Consider the following 19,721-nt stretch of genomic DNA (forward strand, 5'->3'; position numbering starts at 1 on the left):
ATGACCATTCTTTCGCTCAAAAATGTCTCCAAGAGCTTTGGTGCTCTAACCGTTACCAACGATGTCAGCTTTGACGTCGCGCAGGGGCAGGCCCTTGGGATTATCGGACCCAATGGCGCCGGGAAGTCGACGCTGTTCAACCTGATAACGGGTAATTTGACCTCTGATGCAGGGTCAATCCATTTCGATGGAGATGATGTGACGCGTGTGCCGCCCATGCAGCGCTGCTTGTCGGGCATAGGACGTTCGTTCCAGATCCCTCAGCCGTTTGATCATCTGACGGTGTTCGAAAACTTGCTGGTGGCCGCGACGCACGGGCAGAGCAAATCCGAACACGAGGTCGAACAGGACTGCGCCCGTATTCTCGAGCAAACGGAGTTGTTGGATGTGGCCAACCACACGGCCGGAGGATTGCGGCTATTGCAACGCAAACGACTGGAGTTGGCCCGCGCGATGGCAACCAATCCAAAACTGTTGCTTTTGGACGAGATTGCCGGGGGTCTAACCGACGCGGAATGCACAGCGCTAATCAACACGATCAAGGGGCTGCACCGTAGCGGCGTCACGATCATCTGGATCGAACACGTCCTGCATGCGCTCACCTCGGTCGTTGAGCGGCTGCTGGTTCTGGATTTCGGCAAAGTCATCGGTCTCGGTGATCCGGACGAGATCATGAACAGCCGGGAAGTCAAAGAAATCTATCTGGGGATCGAAGTCTGATGAACCTGCTAGAGACCCAAGGGCTGACCGCGCACTACGGAGATTTCCAAGCCCTGTTCGGCGTGGATATCCATCTGGACGAAGGTGAAACCGTCGCCATCATCGGTGCAAACGGGGCCGGAAAATCGACCCTCATGCGCTCGATTTCAGGTGTTCTGACCAACGGGTCCGACCAGGTGCGATTTGATGGCCGACCCATCGGAGACCTTGCGGCGGATGAAATCATGGCGCGCGGAGTGGCCATGGTGCCCGAGGGCCGCCGGCTGTTTCCGTCGCTTAGTGTCGAGGAAAACTTGCTGATCGGTACCTATGGCCGAAAGGTACAAGGGCATTGGTCTTTGCAAACAATCTACGACCTTTTCCCAATCCTGAAAGAGCGCCGAAATCATCCCGGCACCGCCCTGTCTGGCGGGCAACAGCAAATGGTTACAATCGGTCGCGCGCTGATGAGCAACCCCCGTGTTCTGCTCTGTGACGAGATCAGTCTTGGCCTCGCGCCGGTGGTCATCAAAGACATCTACGATGCCGTCCCCCGCATTCAGGAGGCCGGAGCCAGCCTGATCGTGGTGGAGCAGGACATTGGCCAGGCGATGAAAGTCGCCGATCGCGTCTATTGCATGATGGAGGGTCGCGTCACGCTGGAAGGCACCGCAGATACGCTCAGCCGCGAGGCCATTCACGATGCCTATTTCGGAGGAGCCGCCGCATGATTTGGATCGACACCATCATTCAGGGCGTTCTGTTGGGCGGGCTCTACGCACTGTTCGCGGCAGGCCTGAGCCTTGTGTTCGGGATCATGCGATTGGTCAATCTGGCTCATGGCGATCTAATCGTATTTGCCGCCTATCTGATCCTTTTGCTGGTCTCGCTGCTCGGGCTCTCGCCGTTTCTGGCAGCAATCATTGCCGCACCAATCATGTTTGGCGTGGGTTGGGCCTTGCAGAAGCACGTGCTGAACCGCGTGCTGGGGCCTGATATCCTGCCGCCTTTGCTTGTGACATTCGGTCTATCGGTCGTCTTGCAGAATGCTCTGCTCGAAGGGTTCTCGGCTGATAGCCAACGTCTGCCGGCGGGCGAGATCACCACGGCCTCCGTTCAAATGGGCGGGTTGAACCTCGGCGTTCTGCCGCTGCTGACCTTTGCCTCGGCAATCCTTGTCATCATCGGTCTGAACCAGCTTTTCTATCGCACGGAATTGGGGCGGGCGTTCCGCGCGACCTCGGACGATGCGGTGACAGCGGGTCTGATGGGTATCCGGCCAGAACGTATCTTCGCCACTGCGACCGCCATCGCAATGCTCGTGGTCACGTTGGCGGCGCTATACCTTGGAATGCGCGCAAACTTTGACCCCAATATCGGCCCAGCGCGCCTGATCTATGCTTTTGAGGCCGTGATCATTGGTGGCCTTGGCAGCCTGTGGGGCACCTTGATCGGAGGCATCATCATCGGCGTCGCTCAGACTGTCGGCGCAGCAATCAACCCCGAATGGCAAATCCTGGCCGGTCACCTGGCCTTTCTCATCGTGCTTCTGATCAAACCCAGGGGCCTGTTTCCAAGGGCGGTGGACTGATGACAGATATTTCGATGTACCGTGTCCAAACGCAGACCCGTGCGTCCTACAGTGCCGGAGCCGTCTGCGTCGCCCTGATCATCCTATTCATCCTGCTGCCAACCTTCGCCAGCAGGGGGTTGATCCAAGACCTGTTCTTCATCTTCACCATGCTTGTACTAGCGCAGTTCTGGAACTTGCTGGCGGGGTATGGTGGCCTTGTGTCCGTCGGCCAGCAAGCCTTTGTGGGCATGGGTGCATACGCCATGTTCGGCGGTGTCATCCTTTGGGGTATGGACCCAGTTCCGGCGATCCTTCTGGGCGGCGTTGCGGCCCTGATTGTCGCCATCCCCACGGCCTTTTTCGCCTTCCGCTTGCAAGGGGCCTATTTCGCCATCGGAACTTGGGTCATCGCCGAGGTCATGCGCCTGCTGGTGGCCCAATGGAAAGTGCTGGGCGGCGGCACTGGCACATCTCTGCCGCGCACCGCAACGCGTGAGATGTGGGCCACTGAGTGGATCCAGACCACGTTTGACGTTCGCGGTGCGGCAGCGCGGGATATCCTGACCTATTGGCTGGCCTTGGCGCTGGTGATCGCAACGATCGCAGGTATCTACTGGCTGCTCAGAACCAAACGCGGGCTGGCGCTGGCCGCCGTCCGCGACAACGTCGAAGCCGCGAAATCCGTCGGCGTCGATGCGGTGCGGATGAAGTGGCTGGTCTACCTGGTCTCGGCCGCAGGAACCGGGCTGACCGGCGCTTTGATCTATGTGCAAAAGCTGCGGATTTCACCGGATGCCGCGTTCTCGGTCACCGACTGGACGGCCTATGTGATCTTCATCGTCGTGATCGGAGGCATCGGCACCATCGAAGGCCCGATCCTGGGGGTGCTGATCTTCTTTGTCCTACAAAGCCTGCTGGCCGACTACGGCTCCTGGTACCTCATGGTGCTTGGTCTGATCGGGATCGCCGTCATGCTTTTCGCCCCGCGCGGCATCTGGGGACTGATCACCGAAAAAACCGGACTTCAAATATTTCCCGTGCGCCGTCGCCTGGTGCTGACGAACCAAGCCGACGGCACCCGTTCAATTCAATCTGACAAACAAAGGGAGGCGTAACATGGCCACCATCACAACGGATGTCCTTATCATCGGCACCGGCCCGGCGGGGTCTGCAACGGCGGCTTTGCTGTCCAGCTATGGCGTCGAGAACATGGTCATCAACCGCTATCGCTGGCTGGCCAACACGCCGCGTGCGCATATCACCAATCAGCGAACGATGGAGGTGCTGCGCGACCTTGGTCACGAGGTCGAAGCCGAAGCCTACATGCACGCCGCGCATCAGGATCTGATGGGCGAGAACGTGTTCTGCGAAAGCCTCGCCGGTGAGGAAATCGGGCGCATGAAAAGCTGGGGCAATCACCCGCTTTCCAAGGCCGAACACCTGCTGTCCAGCCCAACCATGATGAATGATCTACCGCAGACCTTCATGGAACCGATACTGTTCGGCACTGCTTGCCGCCGTGGCACTCAGGCGCGGATGAGCACCGAATACTTGCGCCATGATCAGGACGCAGATGGCGTGACGACGACCTGCCTTGATCGCTTGTCGGGTGAAGAAATCACCATCCGGTCGAAATACCTGGTCGGTGCGGATGGGGGTAATTCACTGGTCGCCGAGCATGCCGGGCTACCGTTCGAAGGACAGATGGGCGTCGGCGGGTCCATGAACATCCTGTTCCGTGCAGATCTCAGCAAATACGTCGCGCATCGGCCCTCGGTCCTCTACTGGGTGATGCAACCCGGCGCGAATGTCGGTGGCATCGGTATGGGTTTGGTCCGCATGGTTCGCCCGTGGAACGAATGGCTGATCGTCTGGGGCTATGACATCAACCAACCCGCGCCAGAGGTTGACGCGGCGATGGCCACGCAGGTTGCACGCCAGCTTGTTGGCGACCCGGAGCTTGAGATCGAACTGATCAGCGCCAACACCTGGACCGTCAACAATATGTACGCGACCCATATGCAAAAGGATCGCGTGTTCATCATGGGTGACGCCGCGCATCGCCATCCGCCGTCCAACGGGTTGGGGTCGAACACGTCGATCCAGGACAGCTTCAACCTCGCGTGGAAGCTGGCGGCCGTATTGAAAGGCCATGCTGGAAAACGCTTGTTGGACAGCTACAGCGAAGAACGCGCGCCGGTGGCAAAGCAGATCGTCACGCGGGCCAACCAGTCGATTGGTGAATTCGGACCGATCTTCGAAGCACTTGGTATGGCCGAAGGGGTCGACCCGCAGGTCATGCAATGCAACCTTGAGGCAAGAACCGGGTCAACGCCGGAAGCTGCGGCGCAAAGACAGGCCATCCGCGAGGCCATCGCCTTTAAGAAATATGAATTCGACGCCCACGGTGTCGAAATGAACCAGCGGTACGACTCTGGGGCAATCGAAACAGATGGCCAACCAAATCCCGGATTTGATCAGGATGCCGAGCTGCATTACCAGCCGACCACCTGGCCTGGCGCGCGCATTCCCCATGTCTGGGTGTTCGATCACGACACGGGCAACAAGCATTCAACACTGGATCTTTGCGGTCGTGGCGAGTTCACGGTTCTGACCGGTATAGGTGGAGAAGCGTGGGTCACGGCGGCCGAGGCCGTATCCCGGGAACTGGGGATGCCCATTCGCTGCCACGTCATTGGCCCTCGCCAGACTTATGTCGATCACGCAGGAGACTGGGCACGGGCGTCGGAAATTTCGGATACCGGCTGTTTACTGGTCCGCCCCGATCAACACGTCGCATGGCGCGCAGCTGACATGGCCGCAGATGCCGAAGCCGAGTTGCGGCGTGCTCTGACCACAGTGCTTTCACGATGAGCAGAAATGGATCAGGTTTTTTCAGGTTAGGAGATCACAATGGACGCGCATGAGATGGGATACTTCACCGAGGAAAACTCGGCCGAGGTGGTTGCGGCCCGCAACAAAAACGCGGAAAGCGAACGGCTTAAAGAGGTGATGGAGGTGATCACCCGCAAGCTTCATGAAGCGGTTAAGGAAATCGAGCCGACGCAGCAGGAATGGTTCGAAGCCATTATGTTCCTGACCAAGATTGGTCACATGTGCGACGACTGGCGGCAAGAATTCATACTTTTGTCCGATGTTTTGGGCGTGTCGATGTTGGTGGATGCTGTAAATTCCCGTCGCCCCTCTGGGGCTTCGGAGAACACTGTGTTGGGCCCATTTCACGTCGGCGATGCCCCTGAATATGCAATGGGGCACAACATATGCCTCGATCAAAAGGGCGAAGATATGGTGGTGCGGGGGTGCGTTACAGACGTTGATGGCAACGCGCTGGAAGGCGTCAAAATCGATGTCTGGCAGGCAAACGACGAAGGGTTCTATGACGTTCAGCAAAAGGGCATCCAACCCGATTTCAATTTGCGCGGTGTCTTTAGAACGGGACCGGACGGAAAATACTGGTTCCGCGCCGTCCGGCCCAAACATTACTCCATTCCTGACGATGGCCCCGTCGGAGATTTGTTGAACCGGCTGGGTCGCCACCCGTTTCGTCCAGCCCATTTGCACTACATTGTGTCAAAGGATGGGTATGACGAACTGACAACCCACATATTTGATCCCGAGGACAAGTATATCCATTCGGATTCCGTTTTTGGGGTCAAAGAAAGCCTAATTGCAGAATTCAACCGCGTCGATGATGCCGCGCGGTCTAAAGACGTAGGCTTCGACGGTTCCTATTGGGATGTCGAATTTGATTTTGTCCTCGCACCGAAAGAGACATGAGATGAAAGAGCCTTGTATAATTTGCGTCGCGATCACTGGCTCTCTTCCCACCAAAGCCAACAACCCGGCCGTGCCAATAACAGTCGAAGAACAAATCGAAAGCACACAGGCCGCTTTCGAGGCAGGGGCGTCGATCTGCCACGCCCATGTTCGAAATGATGACGAAACGCCGTCGAGCGACCCAGAAAAGTTCGCAAGGTTGAAAGAGGGGCTTGTGAAACACTGCCCCGGCATGATCATCCAGTTTTCGACGGGCGGTCGGTCCGGAGCGGGCAAGATGCGCGGCCGGATGTTGCCGTTGCGGCCGGATATGGCGTCTTTGTCGGTAGGATCGAACAACTTTCCCACGCGCGTTTACGAAAATCCACCCGATCTTGTCGACTGGCTCGCGGGTGAGATGGCCACTTATGACGTCAAACCAGAGATCGAAGCCTTCGATCTTAGTCACATCCTGAAGGCGGCCGAGATGCACAAGAAAGGTCAAATCAAAGACACGCCTTATGTGCAATTTGTCATGGGTGTGAAAAACGCGATGCCTGCGGATCGAGACGCATTCGATTTCTACGTGAAAACTGTTGACCGACTGTTTCCGGGTGCGCCCTGGTGCGCTGCAGGCATTGGTGCGCAGCAGGAGGTTCTTAACCACTGGGCAATTTCGTCAGGTGGCCATGCGCGAACGGGTTTGGAAGACAATGTGCGACTGGATCGCAATACATTGGCACCATCAAACGCGGCGCTTGTAACGCGGACTGCAGAGATCTGTGACCAATACAATCGCCCAGTTGCAACAGCGGCCCAAGCACGAAGTATTCTGGGCCTATAGACCGCGTTTGCGCACCCCAGATAATCCAAAATACCCGTTCAAAATGTCAGACTGAAGGCTCGATTTTTCTTTTGGGCAAAGTTAGCTCAAGCTCTGGCTCAATTGGGATGTGCTCGACGGCCAGTTGATACGTCTGGTGCATAGAATAGTCGAAACCGACAAGGGCTATTTCGCCTGCCTAACCGAGAGAGCAAAGAAAAGCGTCTCAGCTGTAACACTTTGGGAATGGGAAATATCGCTCGCAAGATTGAGCTGACCAACTGTGACGTGCGGGACATCAGGTGGCAATGTTGATCTCTTCAGGCACGTTCTGGTAGCAAACGGGTCGCAGGAAGCGACGGATCGAGAGGGTACCGACACTGGTCGCCCCAAAATTCGTCGATGCCGGATAGGGACCGCCATGCACCATGCTGTCGGCGACTTCTACTCCGGTCGGGAACCCATTGAACAAAACACGTCCGGCTTTGCGTTCCAATATTGGCACCAGCTTGGCCGCATGCTCGGTGTCCTCAATGTCCATATGCACGGTTGCGGTCAACTGACCCTCCAACGCACGTGCGATAGATGCGAACGCACCGACATCTTCGGCAACAACCACGACGCCCAATGGTCCAAAGACCTCATGCGCCAAAACCGGGTTGGCTTCGAACTCGACAGCCGAAACCCTACAAAGAAAGGGGCTCGCATCGCGGTTCTCGACGGCTCCGGAGACCAAGGTTGTTACTTCGGAAACTGAGGCAACACGATCACGACCCTCACAGAACGCTTGCGCAATTCCATCTGTCAGCATGGTTTGAGGGGTCGTGTCCTGCAATGCAGCGGTCGCCTCATGGATAAAGGCCTCCGCGTCCGGGCCATCTGAAACAAGGGCGATTCCGGGATTTGTGCAGAACTGCCCTGCACCCATTGTCAGGGACGCTGCCCACCCCCGCGCAATTTGGGCACCGCGTGACTTTAGGGCTTCTGGCATCAGGAACATCGGGTTGACCGACCCCAACTCACCAAAAAACGGGATGGGTTCGTCCCGCGCCGCGCATAGGTCGAACAAGGCGCGACCACCGCGCAAGGAGCCTGTAAAACCAACCGCTTTGATGAACGCGTTCTGAACCAGCGCGCCTCCGACAGCGACACCGCCATCCTGCACAAAGCTGAACACTCCTGGATTCAGACCAAGGGCCTGCCGGGCGGCGTCGATAGCTTCGGCCACGATCTCACCCGTCCCCGGATGCGCCGAATGGCCTTTGACCACGACAGGACACCCTGCGGCCAAAGCCGCTGCGGTGTCGCCGCCCGCGGTCGAAAAGGCCAATGGAAAGTTCGACGCGCCAAAAACGGCCACCGGACCGATGGGACGTTGCACCATCTTTAGATCCGGGCGCGGCAAGGGCTGGCGATCCGGCAGGGCCGCATCATGACGGTAGTCCAGATAGGCCCGATCGCGGATATGATTTGCGAACAGGCGTAACTGACCCGTGGTGCGTCCACGCTCACCTTCCATCCGTGCAGCAGGCAAACCAGTTTCCGAGCACCCGATTTCTGTGATCGCTGCGCCGCGCTGTTCGATTTCGTCGGCGATACAGTCCAGAAACACCGCACGCTCTTCACGCGTTGAATAGCCATAAGACCAAAAGGCGTCTTCGGCGGCCGTGCAGGCCCGCTCTACCAGTTCCGGTGTGCCTGCGGAGTAGGTCTTGGCCTCTCCGATCGCGGGGGCAGATTGAAAGCTGCCATCGCCAGCTATCCATTCTCCGGCAATTAGGCTGTGTCCGTTCATCTCATTTTCCTTAGATCAGGTTGCGTGCAGCAAGATTTTTCATCAAGGCGCTGGTGCCAAAGGTCCAGGGCGGGCACTCAGTTGACAGACGCACTGTGTTGGCAAGCCGCCCAAGCGACGGATTCGATATTTCGACCAGATCCCCCATCTTGTGGGTAAACCCGCCGCCGGGTGTATCGCGGTCCTGCGTGGGCGCAAAAAACGTGCCCAGCATCAGGAAAAAACCATCCGGGTACTGGTGATGCGAGCCGCGCGCCTGACCCACAAGATTCTCCGGATCGCGGCTGATTTCAGCCATCGAGCTGGTTCCGTGCAATTCAAATCCTTCTTCGCCAGTAACCTTCAGGGTCAGTTCGGCCATTCGGACGTCATCAAGCCCGAAACTATCGTCAAACAGCCGTAACATCGGGCCAATCGCGCATGAGGCATTGTTGTCCTTGGCCTTGCCCAGCAGCAGGGCCGAGCGCCCTTCCACATCGCGCAGGTTCACGTCATTGCCCAAGGTGGCACCCTTGATACGGGCCAAACTGTCGACGGCCAAAACCACTTCGGGCTCGGGATTGTTCCAGGTTGAGATTGGGTGCAACCCGATGCTTGCACCAAAACCTACCGCCGACATGGCCTGCGATTTTGTGAACACTTCAGCATCCGGTCCTATCCCAACCTCAAGGTATTGCGACCACACATCTTCTGCGATCAAGGCGTCTTTCAAGGCTATCGCCTTGTCTGACCCCGGCTCTACCGCGCGCAGACTGTCGCCCAGAATCTCGGTGCAGCGAGCTCGGATTGCATCGGCTTTGGCCGGGTCGCCCTTGGCCTTCTCTTCGATGACACGTTCCAGCATAGACGAAACGAATGTCACCCCGCAGGCTTTGATCGGTTGCAGGTCAGAAGGCGCCAAGAAATAAGGCTTGGAAGGCTCTGGTGTCTCCGTCGAATTGGCGGCGACCTCTTCAATGCTGCCAACGTCTGTACCGACAAAAGTCTGCGCGACTGCAGCCGGGTCGTCCAATTCCAACAACGCCTGCATAGTCGGCAGGTCTGAAGACGTAATGTCGATGAGGCGGTTGCCCCGCCGCACCACTAGCGCCGGACCTTGCACCTGAGGCAGCCAGATCCGGCCGACGAACGTTCCGGTGTCGGGTAAGTTCAGTGTCATTTGGTGTTTCCCAGAGAATAAAGTTTGGAGATTAGCTCTTGGGCCTGATCGCAGGTAGCCCAAGTCAGCGACATGTGGTCCTCCCCATCGATCACATGCCAATCGGCGTTTTCGGCTTGCGACATAAGCCCTCCGCCCCGCAGGTACTCGTGCGTTTCCGCGCTGCCGTTGATGTAGAGGACGGGTGGGCGCATCGCCTCGGGTGACAAGTTGAACGCTGCCACCTCGCCCGGCGTCAAACCCAATTCCGATTGCAGAAAGGACAGGCGCACCGGCGCCAGATCATACACCCCACTGATCGAAAGCACCCCCAGTGTCCGATCCGCCAACATGGAATCGGTCAAGGAGGACAGGGCAAGATGCGCTCCGGCGGAATGGCCAACCAGCACGAACTGCGCCGCGGGAAAAACCTCGGCGAGCGCGCTCAAGGCCGACTTGGCGTCCGCCACGACATCGGCCAGTCGGACCTCGGGCATCAGACGGTATTCTATGTTGGCGACTGCCGCCCCGGATGATAGAAACCCCGGCATCATGAAACGATGGTTCTCCGCCCGAAGCGCTCGCCAATACCCGCCGTGGATGATCACAGGCAATACTGTCTGAGGACCCGTGCTCTCAACCCACTCCACCCACTGCCGAGGATGATCACCATAAGTCGCGTGTGAAAAACGCAACTGTCTTGCTACGGCATCACTGTCCTGCGCCATGCGATCCAACACATCGGCAAAATTGGGAATGGCCTCGGAAAACTTTAACTGACGATCCCAGAAAGCCTGCATAATCAGACCTCTTGCTCTTTGATCTGTTCGTATGCTTGTTGCAAAGCGCGGATCTGCACCTCGCTGGTGCCGCGCGTTGCATTCACAACCAGCCCGATCAGCGCAATGCTGCTGGTCGAGCTTTCGACGGGGATCAAAGCCACCCCGGTGCGACGAGCCACCGGGCCTTCGAACCAGCGCAACCCTACCTCTGATACATCGCCGATCACAAGTTCTGGGATAGTTTCAAAGCCATAAGAGGGCTGCACCGGAATGCCGCGAGTCTCGCGCCCGACCGTGTGCGGGCCCATGCGCAACTCCATATCCTGCGCGATAGCCAGGAAAGAGGTTAGTTGAGTGCTCTGGCGCAGTTGTAGAAGAATGGGCTGCACCAGCGGTGCCATCCGCCCAAAACCAAATCCCCGCAGGCCGACCCGAATGGTGGACATGCCGGGCAGGTAATGACCCTGAGCATCCCGGCGCAGCATCCCCTCGGCCTCAAGCGTGGCGGTGTGGCGATAGCCGCTGCTGGCGGGTACCCCTGCGGCCCGGATCAGCCCCGCCGGAGAGGCAAAGGCATCGCGCCCCAGTGCATTTATGAGGGCTTCAAATGCGTCGACTGCACGAGCATAGGCAGAATGGGTCATCCCGTAGCGCTCCCTTTGATGGATCGTTTATCTCGGTGCAAGGCTGGGCCTTGCGAGAGGATCGCGTCATCCGGCAAATCCCAGGCGACGTGTAACTCAGCCCACGTGTCGGCTTTGACTGACGCAGTTTCCAACCCTCGGGGTAGGACGATCTGCACTGGCTCTTCTACCCGCTGTGGTACCGTGTTCCCGCCAAGGATATCCAGCGCCAGCCCCAGCGCCCGCGCGCCCATGCTGGCAGGATAATCCAATGCGGCCATCGGCGCTTTGTGATGCAGGCACAGTTTGTACATCTCGTTCAGGTCGCCGCCGGTATGGACCGGTATGTCGAAGCCGCCATCCAGAAAACGCTTGACCGAGCCCACCCCTTGCAGGCCGCTGTCGCACCAAACTCCATCCGGTGGTCGGCGTGCTTCGGCCAGCACCTTGTCGATTGCCTTATAACCACCTGACTCGGTCCAATCGGTATAGCTGACATTCTCGACCCGAATGTTTGGAAACGCTGAAAATGCGGCCAGAGCCGCCTGCTGTCGACGCAGGGCCGGGCTGGCCCCTTCGAGACCGCTGAGCATCCAGACCCGCCCCTGACCCGACAAAGTTTCAGCCATCCATTGGGCGCTGATACGTCCGATCCGACTGTCCGATGCCGTGACAAACGAGACAAGCGAAGACCGATCATTCGGCCTCCGGTCGACGGCGACAATCGGCAGGCCTTGGTCTGCCAGCTCGCCCAGCCGGTCACTGAGCGCCTGATTGTTGACCGAGGTGATTGAGATCAGCAAAAGATCTATATCCTGCGCCACCAACTCATCAATCTGAGCAAGCTGTAAGGTCGGGTCATCTTGTGCATCCAACACGATGAGGGTTTCGATCTGAGATTGCGCAATCCGATCCGCATAGAACAGGCTCTGCAACATGGCACGCCGCCAGGCATTGCTGGTTGATGCGTTGGAAAAACCGATACGATATGGGGCAGCGCTCCTGTATCGGCTGGCATCGACAGTTCGCACCAGCGCCGGGTCCCACTCCAGATCAGGAAGGTTCTCTTGTTTTTCGGCGCCGGCAACTCCTGGCCGTGCTAGCAGTTTCTTCCGCTCGGTGGTTTCAGGTACCTCGAGTGCGGCAAAGATCAAATCGCGGGCTTTAGGACCCAGTCGCAGAAAGCCATGGTCGAACCGTTCCAACAAACCCGCCGCAACCAAAGCCCGCAGCAAACCAAAACCGGTTGAGCGGGTAACGCCCAGCTCTTCGAGGATGTCATGCGTGCGACGCGGTGTATTGCTTGCGTCGAACCCTTTCAGGATCGCCGCGATGCGCTGTACATTAGATTTGTCATCCTGAGACATGGGCGTTTTCCCCGATCAGCCTTGCGACCGCTGCATGTAAACGGCTGCGGCGAGGATAATCAGTGCCCCCTTGATCACCAACTGCAACTCGATCGACAGGCCAAGAATGACGACGATATTGAACAACGACACCAGGATCAAAGCCGCCAGCAGAACGCCAAGAACAGAGCCTTTGCCGCCCGAAAGCGCGGCGCCGCCGATTACGGCTGCTGCGATACTGTCAAGTTCGTAGCCCCGTCCGGTCCAGTTATCGACGATCCCTACATAGCCCACCAGGAATAGCCCCGCCACAGCCGCCAAAACACCTGAGATGACAAAGGCCATAACAACCAAAAATCGGGTTGGCGCGCCGGTCATGTAGGCGGCTTCCGGGCTGTCGCCATAAAGTTTCAGGCGGCGGCCAAAAATCGTTCGTTCAAGCAGCCAGTGCATGCCAAAACCCACGATGGCCAGTGCGATCAGCGCCACGGGAATTCCAAAAACGTCGCCGGTCGCAAGCCATCGGAAAGTGTCTGGCAATGTACCGCCCGGAGCGCCCTTGGTATAGGCAAAGCGGATGCCCTGCAGCACGATCATGGTGGCAAGTGTCGCGAGAAACGGTGTCACCTTTCTGTAAGCCACAAGGTAGCCGTTGATCGCGCCTATGAATGCGCCCAATAGAAGGCCCACGATGAAGATGACAGGCGTGGAGTCGATCAGAGAGGTCGACAGAACAGCAACCGTCGCCATGATCGAGGCCACCGACAGATCCAGCCCTCTTACGATGATGACAATCATCTGCCCGATCACCACAAAACCCAATGGAGCAGCCTGGATCAGGATGTCCTTCAGGTTTGCCGGTGTCAGGAACCGGGGAGACAGCATGGTGGTCACCGCCCAGATCACCGCTAGGAACCCGAGCAGGATCAGCAGCTCTCGGCGCTGGGTCGCGCGCACAGTGTCGCGGTTGGTTTTTATGTTTGCGGGGTTGGTGGCGGTCGCGGTCATGACTTGCCCTTTCCTGCAAAGAATGAAACGGCGGCAATAATGATCAAACCTTCGGCGATCCACTGGTAATAGCTGGAGATATTTATGAAATTCAGAACATTGGCCAGAAACGCTAGCAGGATCACCGCTAGCGCCGTGCCCAGAACACCACCTTTGCCTCCGGCAAGCAGCGTGCCGCCAACAATCACCGGTGTGATCGAACGCAGGTCGAACCCGACGCCCGCGCGTGGGTCGCCGACTCCAAATCGCCCGGTCATGTACATTGCGGCCACTGCGCAAAGCAGCCCGGACAGCGCGTAGATCGCCACCTTGGTCTGTTTTACCGGCAGGCCGGAAACCGCAGCGGCGGCCTCGTTGTCTCCGATGGCGTAGATGCGAGTGCCAAAGGTCGTACGCCACAGCATAAAGCCGATTAGCAGGTACAGCGCGATTACGAACAACATGCCGTAGGGCACCACGCCAAGACGGCTATAGGTAAAATCCTCAAAGAACAACGGCACCGAGCCCGACGGCTGCCGGGTGATAAGCAGCGCGGCACCTGCCAGAATCGTTGAGGTGCCAAGCGTCGTGATCAGGGGATGCACGCCAACATAGGCCGTGATCCCTCCGTTGATCATGCCGATCAGGATGCCAAGCGCAACAACGGCAGCCATCGCCAACAACAAGGTCCCCGTTGTGTCTCCGGCAATGGCGGCAAAAACCACGCAGAGGAAACTCAATGCCCCGGCATAGCTGAGGTCGATGCCGCCGGACAGGATCACGATGGTCTGTGCCAGCGCGACAATCGCCAAAGCAACCATTTGGTCCTGCACATTGGCCATGTTGAGTGGCGTCGCGAAACGGTCCGAGGCCGAGATGCCAATCACAAAGACGATGGCAATCAGGGCAACAACGACCAAATGAACGGGCTGGGCGCGCGTGGCGCGTACGATCGTGCTCATGCCGCTACTCCGTGATGGGTTGAGGTTTCGGCTGCGGCCACGGTGATGATCGCCTCTTCGGTGATCTGCTCCCCGACCAGTTCTTTCGCCAGCTCTCCGTCGCGCATCACATGAACACGGTCGCAGAGCCCTACGATCTCGATCAGTTCGGACGAGATCACCAGAAGCGCCATGCCCTCATCCGCCAGCTCGCGCAGGGTCTTGTAGATCTCGGATTTTGCACCGACATCCACGCCGCGCGTCGGCTCATCAAGGATCAGCAGCTTGGGCCGGTTTTCGAGCAAGCGCGCGATCAAGACCTTTTGCTGGTTCCCGCCTGACAGCGCTGAGATCGGCAAACCCACGTGGTCAACAACTACGCCTCGGCGTTCTTTCAGCACCGCAGCACGACGCTCCTCATGCCCCGGCGGAATGGCGTTGTGATGCACGCCGAATCCCGGTGTCGTAGCCGCAAAATTCCGTGCGACAGATGAGTTCAGGAACAAACCATCATCTTTGCGGGACTCCGTCAGCATCAGAATGCCCGCCTCAATGCACCCTGCCGGATCACGATGCGGCATCGGCTCTCCCATCAGAGTGACATTTCCGGTCGACGGGGCCGCCCCAAAGAGCGCCAATGCCAGTTCCGTCCGCCCCGAGCCGACCAGTCCGGCCAACCCAACTATTTCGCCGGCATGGACGTCCAGATTAGCAGGCGGAAGGTGCGGAGCCACAACAAGGTTCTGCACCTCCAGCACCTTCTCGCCTGCCGTTGGGTTCGCGGCCTTGTGCGGGAAGATGTCACCCAGCTCGCGACCCACCATGGCAGCGATCACGCTGTCATGGGTGTAGTCCGTCGTCGGCCCTTTCGAGGTCACGACCCCGTCCTTAATCACTGTGATATCGGTGCAAATCTCAAAAATCTCGTCCAGACGGTGTGAGACGTAAACCAAACCCATACCGCGTTCCCGAAGGTCATTGATGATACGCATTAGGTGTTTGGTTTCGTTTTGACTCAGCACAGCTGTCGGTTCGTCCAGGATCAGAACCTTAGCCTCGACCCTTAACGCCTTGGCAATCTCAACCATCTGCTTGTCGGCGACCGATAGGGTTTCGACCAGATTGTCGGGATTCAAAGAGATTCCCAGATCATCCAACAAGGCCTGCGCGTTGCGTTTCAAAGCCTTGCGGTCGATCAGGCCGAACTTGGTCCTCGGCTCGGCGCCCAGATAGATGTTTTCGGCGATCGACAGCGCCCCCAGCACCGAGAACTCCTGATGGACAACCGCGATGCCGGCGGCGAGGCTCTGGCGCGGATCAGACCAACCCGCTTCCTGGCCATCGAACTCCACGTGTCCGCCAGTTGGCGTGTAGAGCCCGGTCAGCAGCTTGATCAGGGTCGATTTCCCAGCTCCGTTCTCACCGCACAGCGCGACGGCATGGTGGCCATGGACTTCGAACTCGATCCCTTTGAGCACTTCGTTGGGGCCAAATGATTTGCTGAGGCCGCGTGCGGCCAGATATGGCTGTGCCATTGTTATTTCCTCCCGTGTAGGCGGGGCGATGCGATGCCGCCCCTGCCTGTGTTAATCCCGTTTACTTGGGATAGACCGCCGAGAATGTGGCTGGATCATAGTCGGCGCCAACACCCGAGGACATGATGACTGATCCCGGCTTGTCCATCAGCGCATAGTCAGAAACAAACACATCGGCCTGAACTGAAGGCGTTTCATGCCCTTCCGAGACAACCACCTGCTGGTTCACCTCGATCCGCTTTGGGATGCCCTTACCGTCAAGGACGTCGAACAGCACTTCGAAAGCCTGCGCGCCCATGGCTGGCGGATAGTCAATACCGATCATCGGCACATCAACATTGACCGACAGCTGATACATCGCGTTGAAGTCACCGCCGGTATGCGGAGGGATAGTGCCAGCTTCGTACCCTGCTGCAAGGAAAGCTTCGATCGAACCTGAACCCTGCAGGCCCGAGTCGGCCCAGACGCCCGAAATCTCATCACCGTATTTCTGGATCAGAGCGGACATGATGGTTTTGCCATTGGCAGGCGACCAGCTTGTGTACTGGGTCTCAAGCACCTCCAATTCGGGGAACTGGTTGAATACTTCCATCGCGGCCCGAATTCGCGCCTCGGCGGGTGATGCGCCAGCGAGGCCGCCAAGCATCACGACCTTACCCTTGCCGTCGAGTTTTTCAGCCAGCCATTGGGCTGAAATCCGGCCTAAGGCCTGATCCGATGCAGTGACAAAGCTGATGAAGTTTTCATCCGAAGGTACCGAGCGGTCTACTAGAACCACAGGGATTCCCTGGCGTTTTGCACGACGAATAACCGGGTCCATAGCCTCGGCTGTGGCGGGCGAGATCAGCAGGATGTCGACGCCTTGCGCGATCAGGTCCTGCACGTCAGCAGCCTGTTTGCTGGGATCGTCATTGGCGTCCGTGATGATAAAGCGGCTCAGCTTGTCAGCATTGCGTTCCGCCGCCGCTTCGATGCCATGCAACATCGCCACACGCCATGGGTTCGAGATCGAGGCGTTCGAGAACCCAATCGTATATGGACCCTCTTTCTTGTACTCGGCGGCGTCATAGATTTCCGATGCGCCCGGGTTCCATAGAAAGGTGCGAGGCACCCCTTGATATCCATCCGCCATCGCCGATCCAGCAAACAGCCCGAGAGTCGCGACGGCTGCCGCGGTTTTCAAAATACGCATGCGTTTCCTCCCTAACGTATTGATTTTATTCGGCAGCGCGGATCAGACCGCCTGCATTGATGCCGGTCCGGGGGTCTTTGAACATCACCCCGTCCTTCATGATCATCGACAGATTGTCCTGATGCTGAACCAGGCTGACATCCTGTGTGACATCGCCCTTGACCAGCAAAAGATCAGCCAGAAAACCCACTTTGACTTGACCGATCTGATCCTCCATTTGCATCAGTTGTGCGCCGACCGTGGTGGCACAGCGCAGCGCCTCGACCGGCGAGTAGCCAAAATAGCGCACGAAGTGTTCCAGATCGCGGGCATTCTGCCCCATTGGCGTAATGGCGAAACCATAGTCCCCACCAACCGCCACGCGCAGCCCGCGTTTGCGGATTTTATGATAGGTGGCGCAAGTGGCATCGAACTTGCGGAACAAGTTCATTTGCTCCGCCACTTCTTTGGTGAGACCGACGGCATCCCCCTCACGGGTTGCGTTGTGAACAAGGCCAAAGGCAGGGCCGAGGATGACGCGATCCTTGGCTTCTTCCAACATATCCAGCGCTTCTTCATCGGCGAAATCGCAGTGATAGATACAATTTACGCCGTGACGCACAGCCATTTTGACGGATTCAGAAGACCGTGCGTGGGCGGCAACAGTTTTGCCGTACTTTTTTGCAACAGCTATGAAAGCCGCAAGTTCATCATCTTCCAACGGTGTGATCTCGGCCCGCGCGAAGGACACGAACTCATCCCCCGAGATGTTGATCTTCATATTGTCGACATTGTCACGCACGCATTCTCGTGCAACTCGGCGCATTTCAATAGGGCCATCGGCGACGAGACCAAAGCTTTCCTGATAGATGTGCCGTTTGCGTTCATCTCCCAAACCGGCAGTTGTGGTGATCTCGGGACTTGAGGCACGCATACGCGGGCCGTCCAACATTCCCTCATTGATCGCATCGCGTGCGGCAACACCTAGCATCGGTTTGGCCGAGGCGGCTTCGAATATCGATGTAAACCCATGGCTGAGCAGCAGACGCAGGTTCTGCGCAGTCAACAACATATGCTGTTCAGGACAGAGCTGACCAAGCTCCCATGGTTCGCCGACACCAGTAAAGCTAGGATGGCAATGACCTTCGACCATGCCCGGCATCAGAGTGTGACCTGTGCCGTCAATAACCTCACCTTGTATCTCTGCAGGTGCGGTTTCGCCTTTCGTGATTTTGGTGATCTTGTTTCCCGAAATCGTGACAGAACCAGGATAGCGTGTTTCTGATACGCCATCCCAAATCCGCGCACCTTCAATCGTGATTTGTGACATTTTTTCCTCCCAGTCCGCTGGAACTCAATCGCTGCGGTCGAGAAAAACCTGCATTTAATCCTTATCATTTTTGAGGGTGAAAAGGCTAAACTCTTGCCATATATTAGATTAGTTTAAAATAAGGGTCAGCATGTCAATCAAATGAGAACTCTGCGTGATCAAAAGCCATACCAGCGCCCAGCGGAGGTAACACAGCCATTTTCCAAACCTATTGATCGCCAGTTCACTTGCCGTTTTTCGTTCCCGCGATTTGCAGCCGAGAACGCTTCTACAAAGCACGCAAAATCCAAGTCACTGAAACCCTCCATCGATAGCAGGGAATAGAATACTGGAGTGTCGATCACCCCGAAGTGATCCCATCCAAGAAGGGTTGGGGACAAGTCGTTCAAATGCCCAACACTCCAATTGCTCGTTGTAGGTCATATTGAACCCTCGGGTTGTGGGTGCGATATCCGGAGATACAGGCGGCGCTGCATTACATGCGTTCAAAGACTGCGACGCAATTGACACTTTCTTTATGTTCCCTGACGGGCGGTTTTCAGAATTTCAACGGCTGCAAATGACAACAGTTGCATCGCCCAATGCACAAGCTATCGCGATTAAGGGAACTTTCGACGACTGTCAGAACATGGTCAAAGCCATGTTTGCAGATGAGCGTTTCCGAATGGATGTTGAGCTTTCGGCTGTAAATTCGATAAACTGGGGTCGGATCATGGCCCAGACCGTCTACTACTTTGCATTCGCTGTGGCTTTGGGTGCCCCGACCGGGCTGCGAGTTTTACTGTCCCAACAGGGAACTTCGGGGATATTTACGCGGGTTACGTGGCCAAGCGAATGGGATTGCTAATCGGCAAATTGGTCATCGCGACCAATGAAAACGATATATTGGTGCGTGTGTTGCGTTCCGGAGAGCACAAATTGGGCGAGGTGAAAGCAACAATTACGCCCAGCATGGATATCCAGCATTCGTTAAACTTTGAAAGGCTGCTTTTCGAGGCCTCAAGGCGCGGTCATTTGCATGTAAATTCGCTGATGACCCAGATGAAAGTATCCAGTGGTTTCAATTTGCCGGAAGGTATTCTGAGCACCATCGCTCAGGACTTTTCTGCGGGTAAAGCAACCGGAGCTGATATTATATCAGAAATTGCGCTTATCAGGGAAGAAGGGTTATGTTTGCGATCCTCATTCGGCCGTTAGAACA

19 protein-coding genes are annotated in these 19,721 nt (G+C 57.2%); 9 read left to right on the forward strand and 10 right to left on the reverse strand.

Annotation, left to right across the window (positions count from 1 at the left end; translation table 11 throughout):
* From ACR0B3_RS21005 to ACR0B3_RS21035, 7 genes are read left to right on the forward strand one after another with little or no spacing between them, the layout of a single operon-like run.
* On the forward strand, nucleotides 1–720 hold the full coding sequence (locus tag ACR0B3_RS21005) for an ABC transporter ATP-binding protein (RefSeq protein ID WP_480810749.1): 720 nt from the start codon (nucleotides 1–3) through the stop codon (nucleotides 718–720).
* On the forward strand, nucleotides 720–1,430 hold the full coding sequence (locus tag ACR0B3_RS21010; protein ID WP_480810750.1) for an ABC transporter ATP-binding protein: 711 nt from the start codon (nucleotides 720–722) through the stop codon (nucleotides 1,428–1,430). The genes ACR0B3_RS21005 and ACR0B3_RS21010 overlap by 1 nt, the downstream gene beginning before the upstream one ends.
* Complete coding sequence (locus tag ACR0B3_RS21015) at nucleotides 1,427–2,290, forward strand: branched-chain amino acid ABC transporter permease (RefSeq protein WP_480810751.1); 864 nt, start codon at nucleotides 1,427–1,429, stop codon at nucleotides 2,288–2,290. The genes ACR0B3_RS21010 and ACR0B3_RS21015 overlap by 4 nt, the downstream gene beginning before the upstream one ends.
* Entirely contained in the window at nucleotides 2,290–3,387 is a 1,098-nt protein-coding gene (locus ACR0B3_RS21020) for a branched-chain amino acid ABC transporter permease (protein ID WP_480810752.1), read from the forward strand. Before ACR0B3_RS21015 ends, ACR0B3_RS21020 begins: the two co-directional genes overlap by 1 nt.
* A 1-nt stretch (nucleotide 3,388) precedes the next feature.
* Nucleotides 3,389–5,146, forward strand: coding sequence for an FAD-dependent oxidoreductase (locus ACR0B3_RS21025; RefSeq protein ID WP_480810753.1), 1,758 nt, complete (start codon nucleotides 3,389–3,391; stop codon nucleotides 5,144–5,146).
* Between the two features lie 39 nt (nucleotides 5,147–5,185).
* Nucleotides 5,186–6,070, forward strand: a complete 885-nt coding sequence (locus ACR0B3_RS21030) for an intradiol ring-cleavage dioxygenase (RefSeq protein ID WP_480810754.1) — start codon at nucleotides 5,186–5,188, stop codon at nucleotides 6,068–6,070.
* A gap of 1 nt (nucleotide 6,071) precedes the next feature.
* Entirely contained in the window at nucleotides 6,072–6,893 is an 822-nt protein-coding gene (locus tag ACR0B3_RS21035) for a 3-oxoadipate:acetyl-CoA acetyltransferase (RefSeq protein ID WP_480810755.1), read from the forward strand.
* 277 nt (nucleotides 6,894–7,170) lie between these two features.
* Here ACR0B3_RS21035 and ACR0B3_RS21040 read toward each other — a convergent pair whose 3' ends face one another.
* The 10 genes from ACR0B3_RS21040 to ACR0B3_RS21085 form a co-directional block, all read right to left on the reverse strand.
* On the reverse strand, nucleotides 7,171–8,667 hold the full coding sequence (locus ACR0B3_RS21040) for an aldehyde dehydrogenase (NADP(+)) (protein ID WP_480810756.1): 1,497 nt from the start codon (nucleotides 8,665–8,667) through the stop codon (nucleotides 7,171–7,173).
* Between the two features lie 10 nt (nucleotides 8,668–8,677).
* Entirely contained in the window at nucleotides 8,678–9,826 is a 1,149-nt protein-coding gene (locus tag ACR0B3_RS21045; protein WP_480810757.1) for a fumarylacetoacetate hydrolase family protein, read from the reverse strand.
* The gene (locus ACR0B3_RS21050) at nucleotides 9,823–10,605 is read right to left on the reverse strand and encodes an alpha/beta hydrolase (RefSeq protein WP_480810758.1); all 783 of its coding nucleotides are present in this window, start codon (nucleotides 10,603–10,605) and stop codon (nucleotides 9,823–9,825) included. The genes ACR0B3_RS21045 and ACR0B3_RS21050 overlap by 4 nt, the downstream gene beginning before the upstream one ends.
* A gap of 2 nt (nucleotides 10,606–10,607) precedes the next feature.
* Nucleotides 10,608–11,231 carry a helix-turn-helix domain-containing protein gene (locus tag ACR0B3_RS21055; RefSeq protein WP_480810759.1) on the reverse strand — a complete coding sequence of 208 codons (624 nt, stop codon included), beginning with the start codon at nucleotides 11,229–11,231 and terminating at the stop codon, nucleotides 10,608–10,610.
* Entirely contained in the window at nucleotides 11,228–12,577 is a 1,350-nt protein-coding gene (locus tag ACR0B3_RS21060; protein ID WP_480810760.1) for a substrate-binding domain-containing protein, read from the reverse strand. The genes ACR0B3_RS21055 and ACR0B3_RS21060 overlap by 4 nt, the downstream gene beginning before the upstream one ends.
* Before the next feature lie 15 nt (nucleotides 12,578–12,592).
* Complete coding sequence (locus tag ACR0B3_RS21065) at nucleotides 12,593–13,564, reverse strand: ABC transporter permease (RefSeq protein WP_480810761.1); 972 nt, start codon at nucleotides 13,562–13,564, stop codon at nucleotides 12,593–12,595.
* Complete coding sequence (locus ACR0B3_RS21070) at nucleotides 13,561–14,505, reverse strand: ABC transporter permease (RefSeq protein WP_480810762.1); 945 nt, start codon at nucleotides 14,503–14,505, stop codon at nucleotides 13,561–13,563. The genes ACR0B3_RS21065 and ACR0B3_RS21070 overlap by 4 nt, the downstream gene beginning before the upstream one ends.
* Nucleotides 14,502–16,019, reverse strand: a complete 1,518-nt coding sequence (locus ACR0B3_RS21075; RefSeq protein WP_480810763.1) for a sugar ABC transporter ATP-binding protein — start codon at nucleotides 16,017–16,019, stop codon at nucleotides 14,502–14,504. The genes ACR0B3_RS21070 and ACR0B3_RS21075 overlap by 4 nt, the downstream gene beginning before the upstream one ends.
* 61 nt (nucleotides 16,020–16,080) lie before the next feature.
* Nucleotides 16,081–17,211, reverse strand: coding sequence for a substrate-binding domain-containing protein (locus ACR0B3_RS21080; protein WP_480810764.1), 1,131 nt, complete (start codon nucleotides 17,209–17,211; stop codon nucleotides 16,081–16,083).
* Between the two features lie 25 nt (nucleotides 17,212–17,236).
* Nucleotides 17,237–18,520 carry a metal-dependent hydrolase family protein gene (locus ACR0B3_RS21085; protein WP_480810765.1) on the reverse strand — a complete coding sequence of 428 codons (1,284 nt, stop codon included), beginning with the start codon at nucleotides 18,518–18,520 and terminating at the stop codon, nucleotides 17,237–17,239.
* A 559-nt stretch (nucleotides 18,521–19,079) separates the two neighbouring features.
* Here ACR0B3_RS21085 and ACR0B3_RS21090 point away from each other — a divergent pair.
* Nucleotides 19,080–19,367, forward strand: a complete 288-nt coding sequence (locus ACR0B3_RS21090) for a hypothetical protein (RefSeq protein ID WP_480810766.1) — start codon at nucleotides 19,080–19,082, stop codon at nucleotides 19,365–19,367.
* Nucleotides 19,355–19,717, forward strand: a complete 363-nt coding sequence (locus ACR0B3_RS21095) for a hypothetical protein (RefSeq protein WP_480810767.1) — start codon at nucleotides 19,355–19,357, stop codon at nucleotides 19,715–19,717. Before ACR0B3_RS21090 ends, ACR0B3_RS21095 begins: the two co-directional genes overlap by 13 nt.
* Nucleotides 19,718–19,721 lie beyond the last annotated feature (4 nt).

It is taken from the genome of Ruegeria sp. CE9 (assembly GCF_056537425.1).

What these genes read in the sequence shown, in the direction of transcription:
- ACR0B3_RS21055 (WP_480810759.1), bottom strand. Translation starts at nt 11,231, where the DNA reads ATGACCCATTCTGCCTATGCTCGTGCAGTCGACGCATTTGAAGCCCTC.
- ACR0B3_RS21065 (WP_480810761.1), bottom strand. Translation starts at nt 13,564, where the DNA reads ATGACCGCGACCGCCACCAACCCCGCAAACATAAAAACCAACCGCGAC.
- ACR0B3_RS21010 (WP_480810750.1), top strand. Translation starts at nt 720, where the DNA reads ATGAACCTGCTAGAGACCCAAGGGCTGACCGCGCACTACGGAGATTTC.
- ACR0B3_RS21040 (WP_480810756.1), bottom strand. Translation starts at nt 8,667, where the DNA reads ATGAACGGACACAGCCTAATTGCCGGAGAATGGATAGCTGGCGATGGC.
- ACR0B3_RS21075 (WP_480810763.1), bottom strand. Translation starts at nt 16,019, where the DNA reads ATGGCACAGCCATATCTGGCCGCACGCGGCCTCAGCAAATCATTTGGC.
- ACR0B3_RS21025 (WP_480810753.1), top strand. Translation starts at nt 3,389, where the DNA reads ATGGCCACCATCACAACGGATGTCCTTATCATCGGCACCGGCCCGGCG.
- ACR0B3_RS21015 (WP_480810751.1), top strand. Translation starts at nt 1,427, where the DNA reads ATGATTTGGATCGACACCATCATTCAGGGCGTTCTGTTGGGCGGGCTC.
- ACR0B3_RS21095 (WP_480810767.1), top strand. Translation starts at nt 19,355, where the DNA reads ATGGGATTGCTAATCGGCAAATTGGTCATCGCGACCAATGAAAACGAT.
- ACR0B3_RS21045 (WP_480810757.1), bottom strand. Translation starts at nt 9,826, where the DNA reads ATGACACTGAACTTACCCGACACCGGAACGTTCGTCGGCCGGATCTGG.
- ACR0B3_RS21030 (WP_480810754.1), top strand. Translation starts at nt 5,186, where the DNA reads ATGGACGCGCATGAGATGGGATACTTCACCGAGGAAAACTCGGCCGAG.
- ACR0B3_RS21035 (WP_480810755.1), top strand. Translation starts at nt 6,072, where the DNA reads ATGAAAGAGCCTTGTATAATTTGCGTCGCGATCACTGGCTCTCTTCCC.
- ACR0B3_RS21060 (WP_480810760.1), bottom strand. Translation starts at nt 12,577, where the DNA reads ATGTCTCAGGATGACAAATCTAATGTACAGCGCATCGCGGCGATCCTG.
- ACR0B3_RS21070 (WP_480810762.1), bottom strand. Translation starts at nt 14,505, where the DNA reads ATGAGCACGATCGTACGCGCCACGCGCGCCCAGCCCGTTCATTTGGTC.
- ACR0B3_RS21050 (WP_480810758.1), bottom strand. Translation starts at nt 10,605, where the DNA reads ATGCAGGCTTTCTGGGATCGTCAGTTAAAGTTTTCCGAGGCCATTCCC.
- ACR0B3_RS21005 (WP_480810749.1), top strand. Translation starts at nt 1, where the DNA reads ATGACCATTCTTTCGCTCAAAAATGTCTCCAAGAGCTTTGGTGCTCTA.
- ACR0B3_RS21020 (WP_480810752.1), top strand. Translation starts at nt 2,290, where the DNA reads ATGACAGATATTTCGATGTACCGTGTCCAAACGCAGACCCGTGCGTCC.
- ACR0B3_RS21080 (WP_480810764.1), bottom strand. Translation starts at nt 17,211, where the DNA reads ATGCGTATTTTGAAAACCGCGGCAGCCGTCGCGACTCTCGGGCTGTTT.
- ACR0B3_RS21090 (WP_480810766.1), top strand. Translation starts at nt 19,080, where the DNA reads ATGACAACAGTTGCATCGCCCAATGCACAAGCTATCGCGATTAAGGGA.
- ACR0B3_RS21085 (WP_480810765.1), bottom strand. Translation starts at nt 18,520, where the DNA reads ATGTCACAAATCACGATTGAAGGTGCGCGGATTTGGGATGGCGTATCA.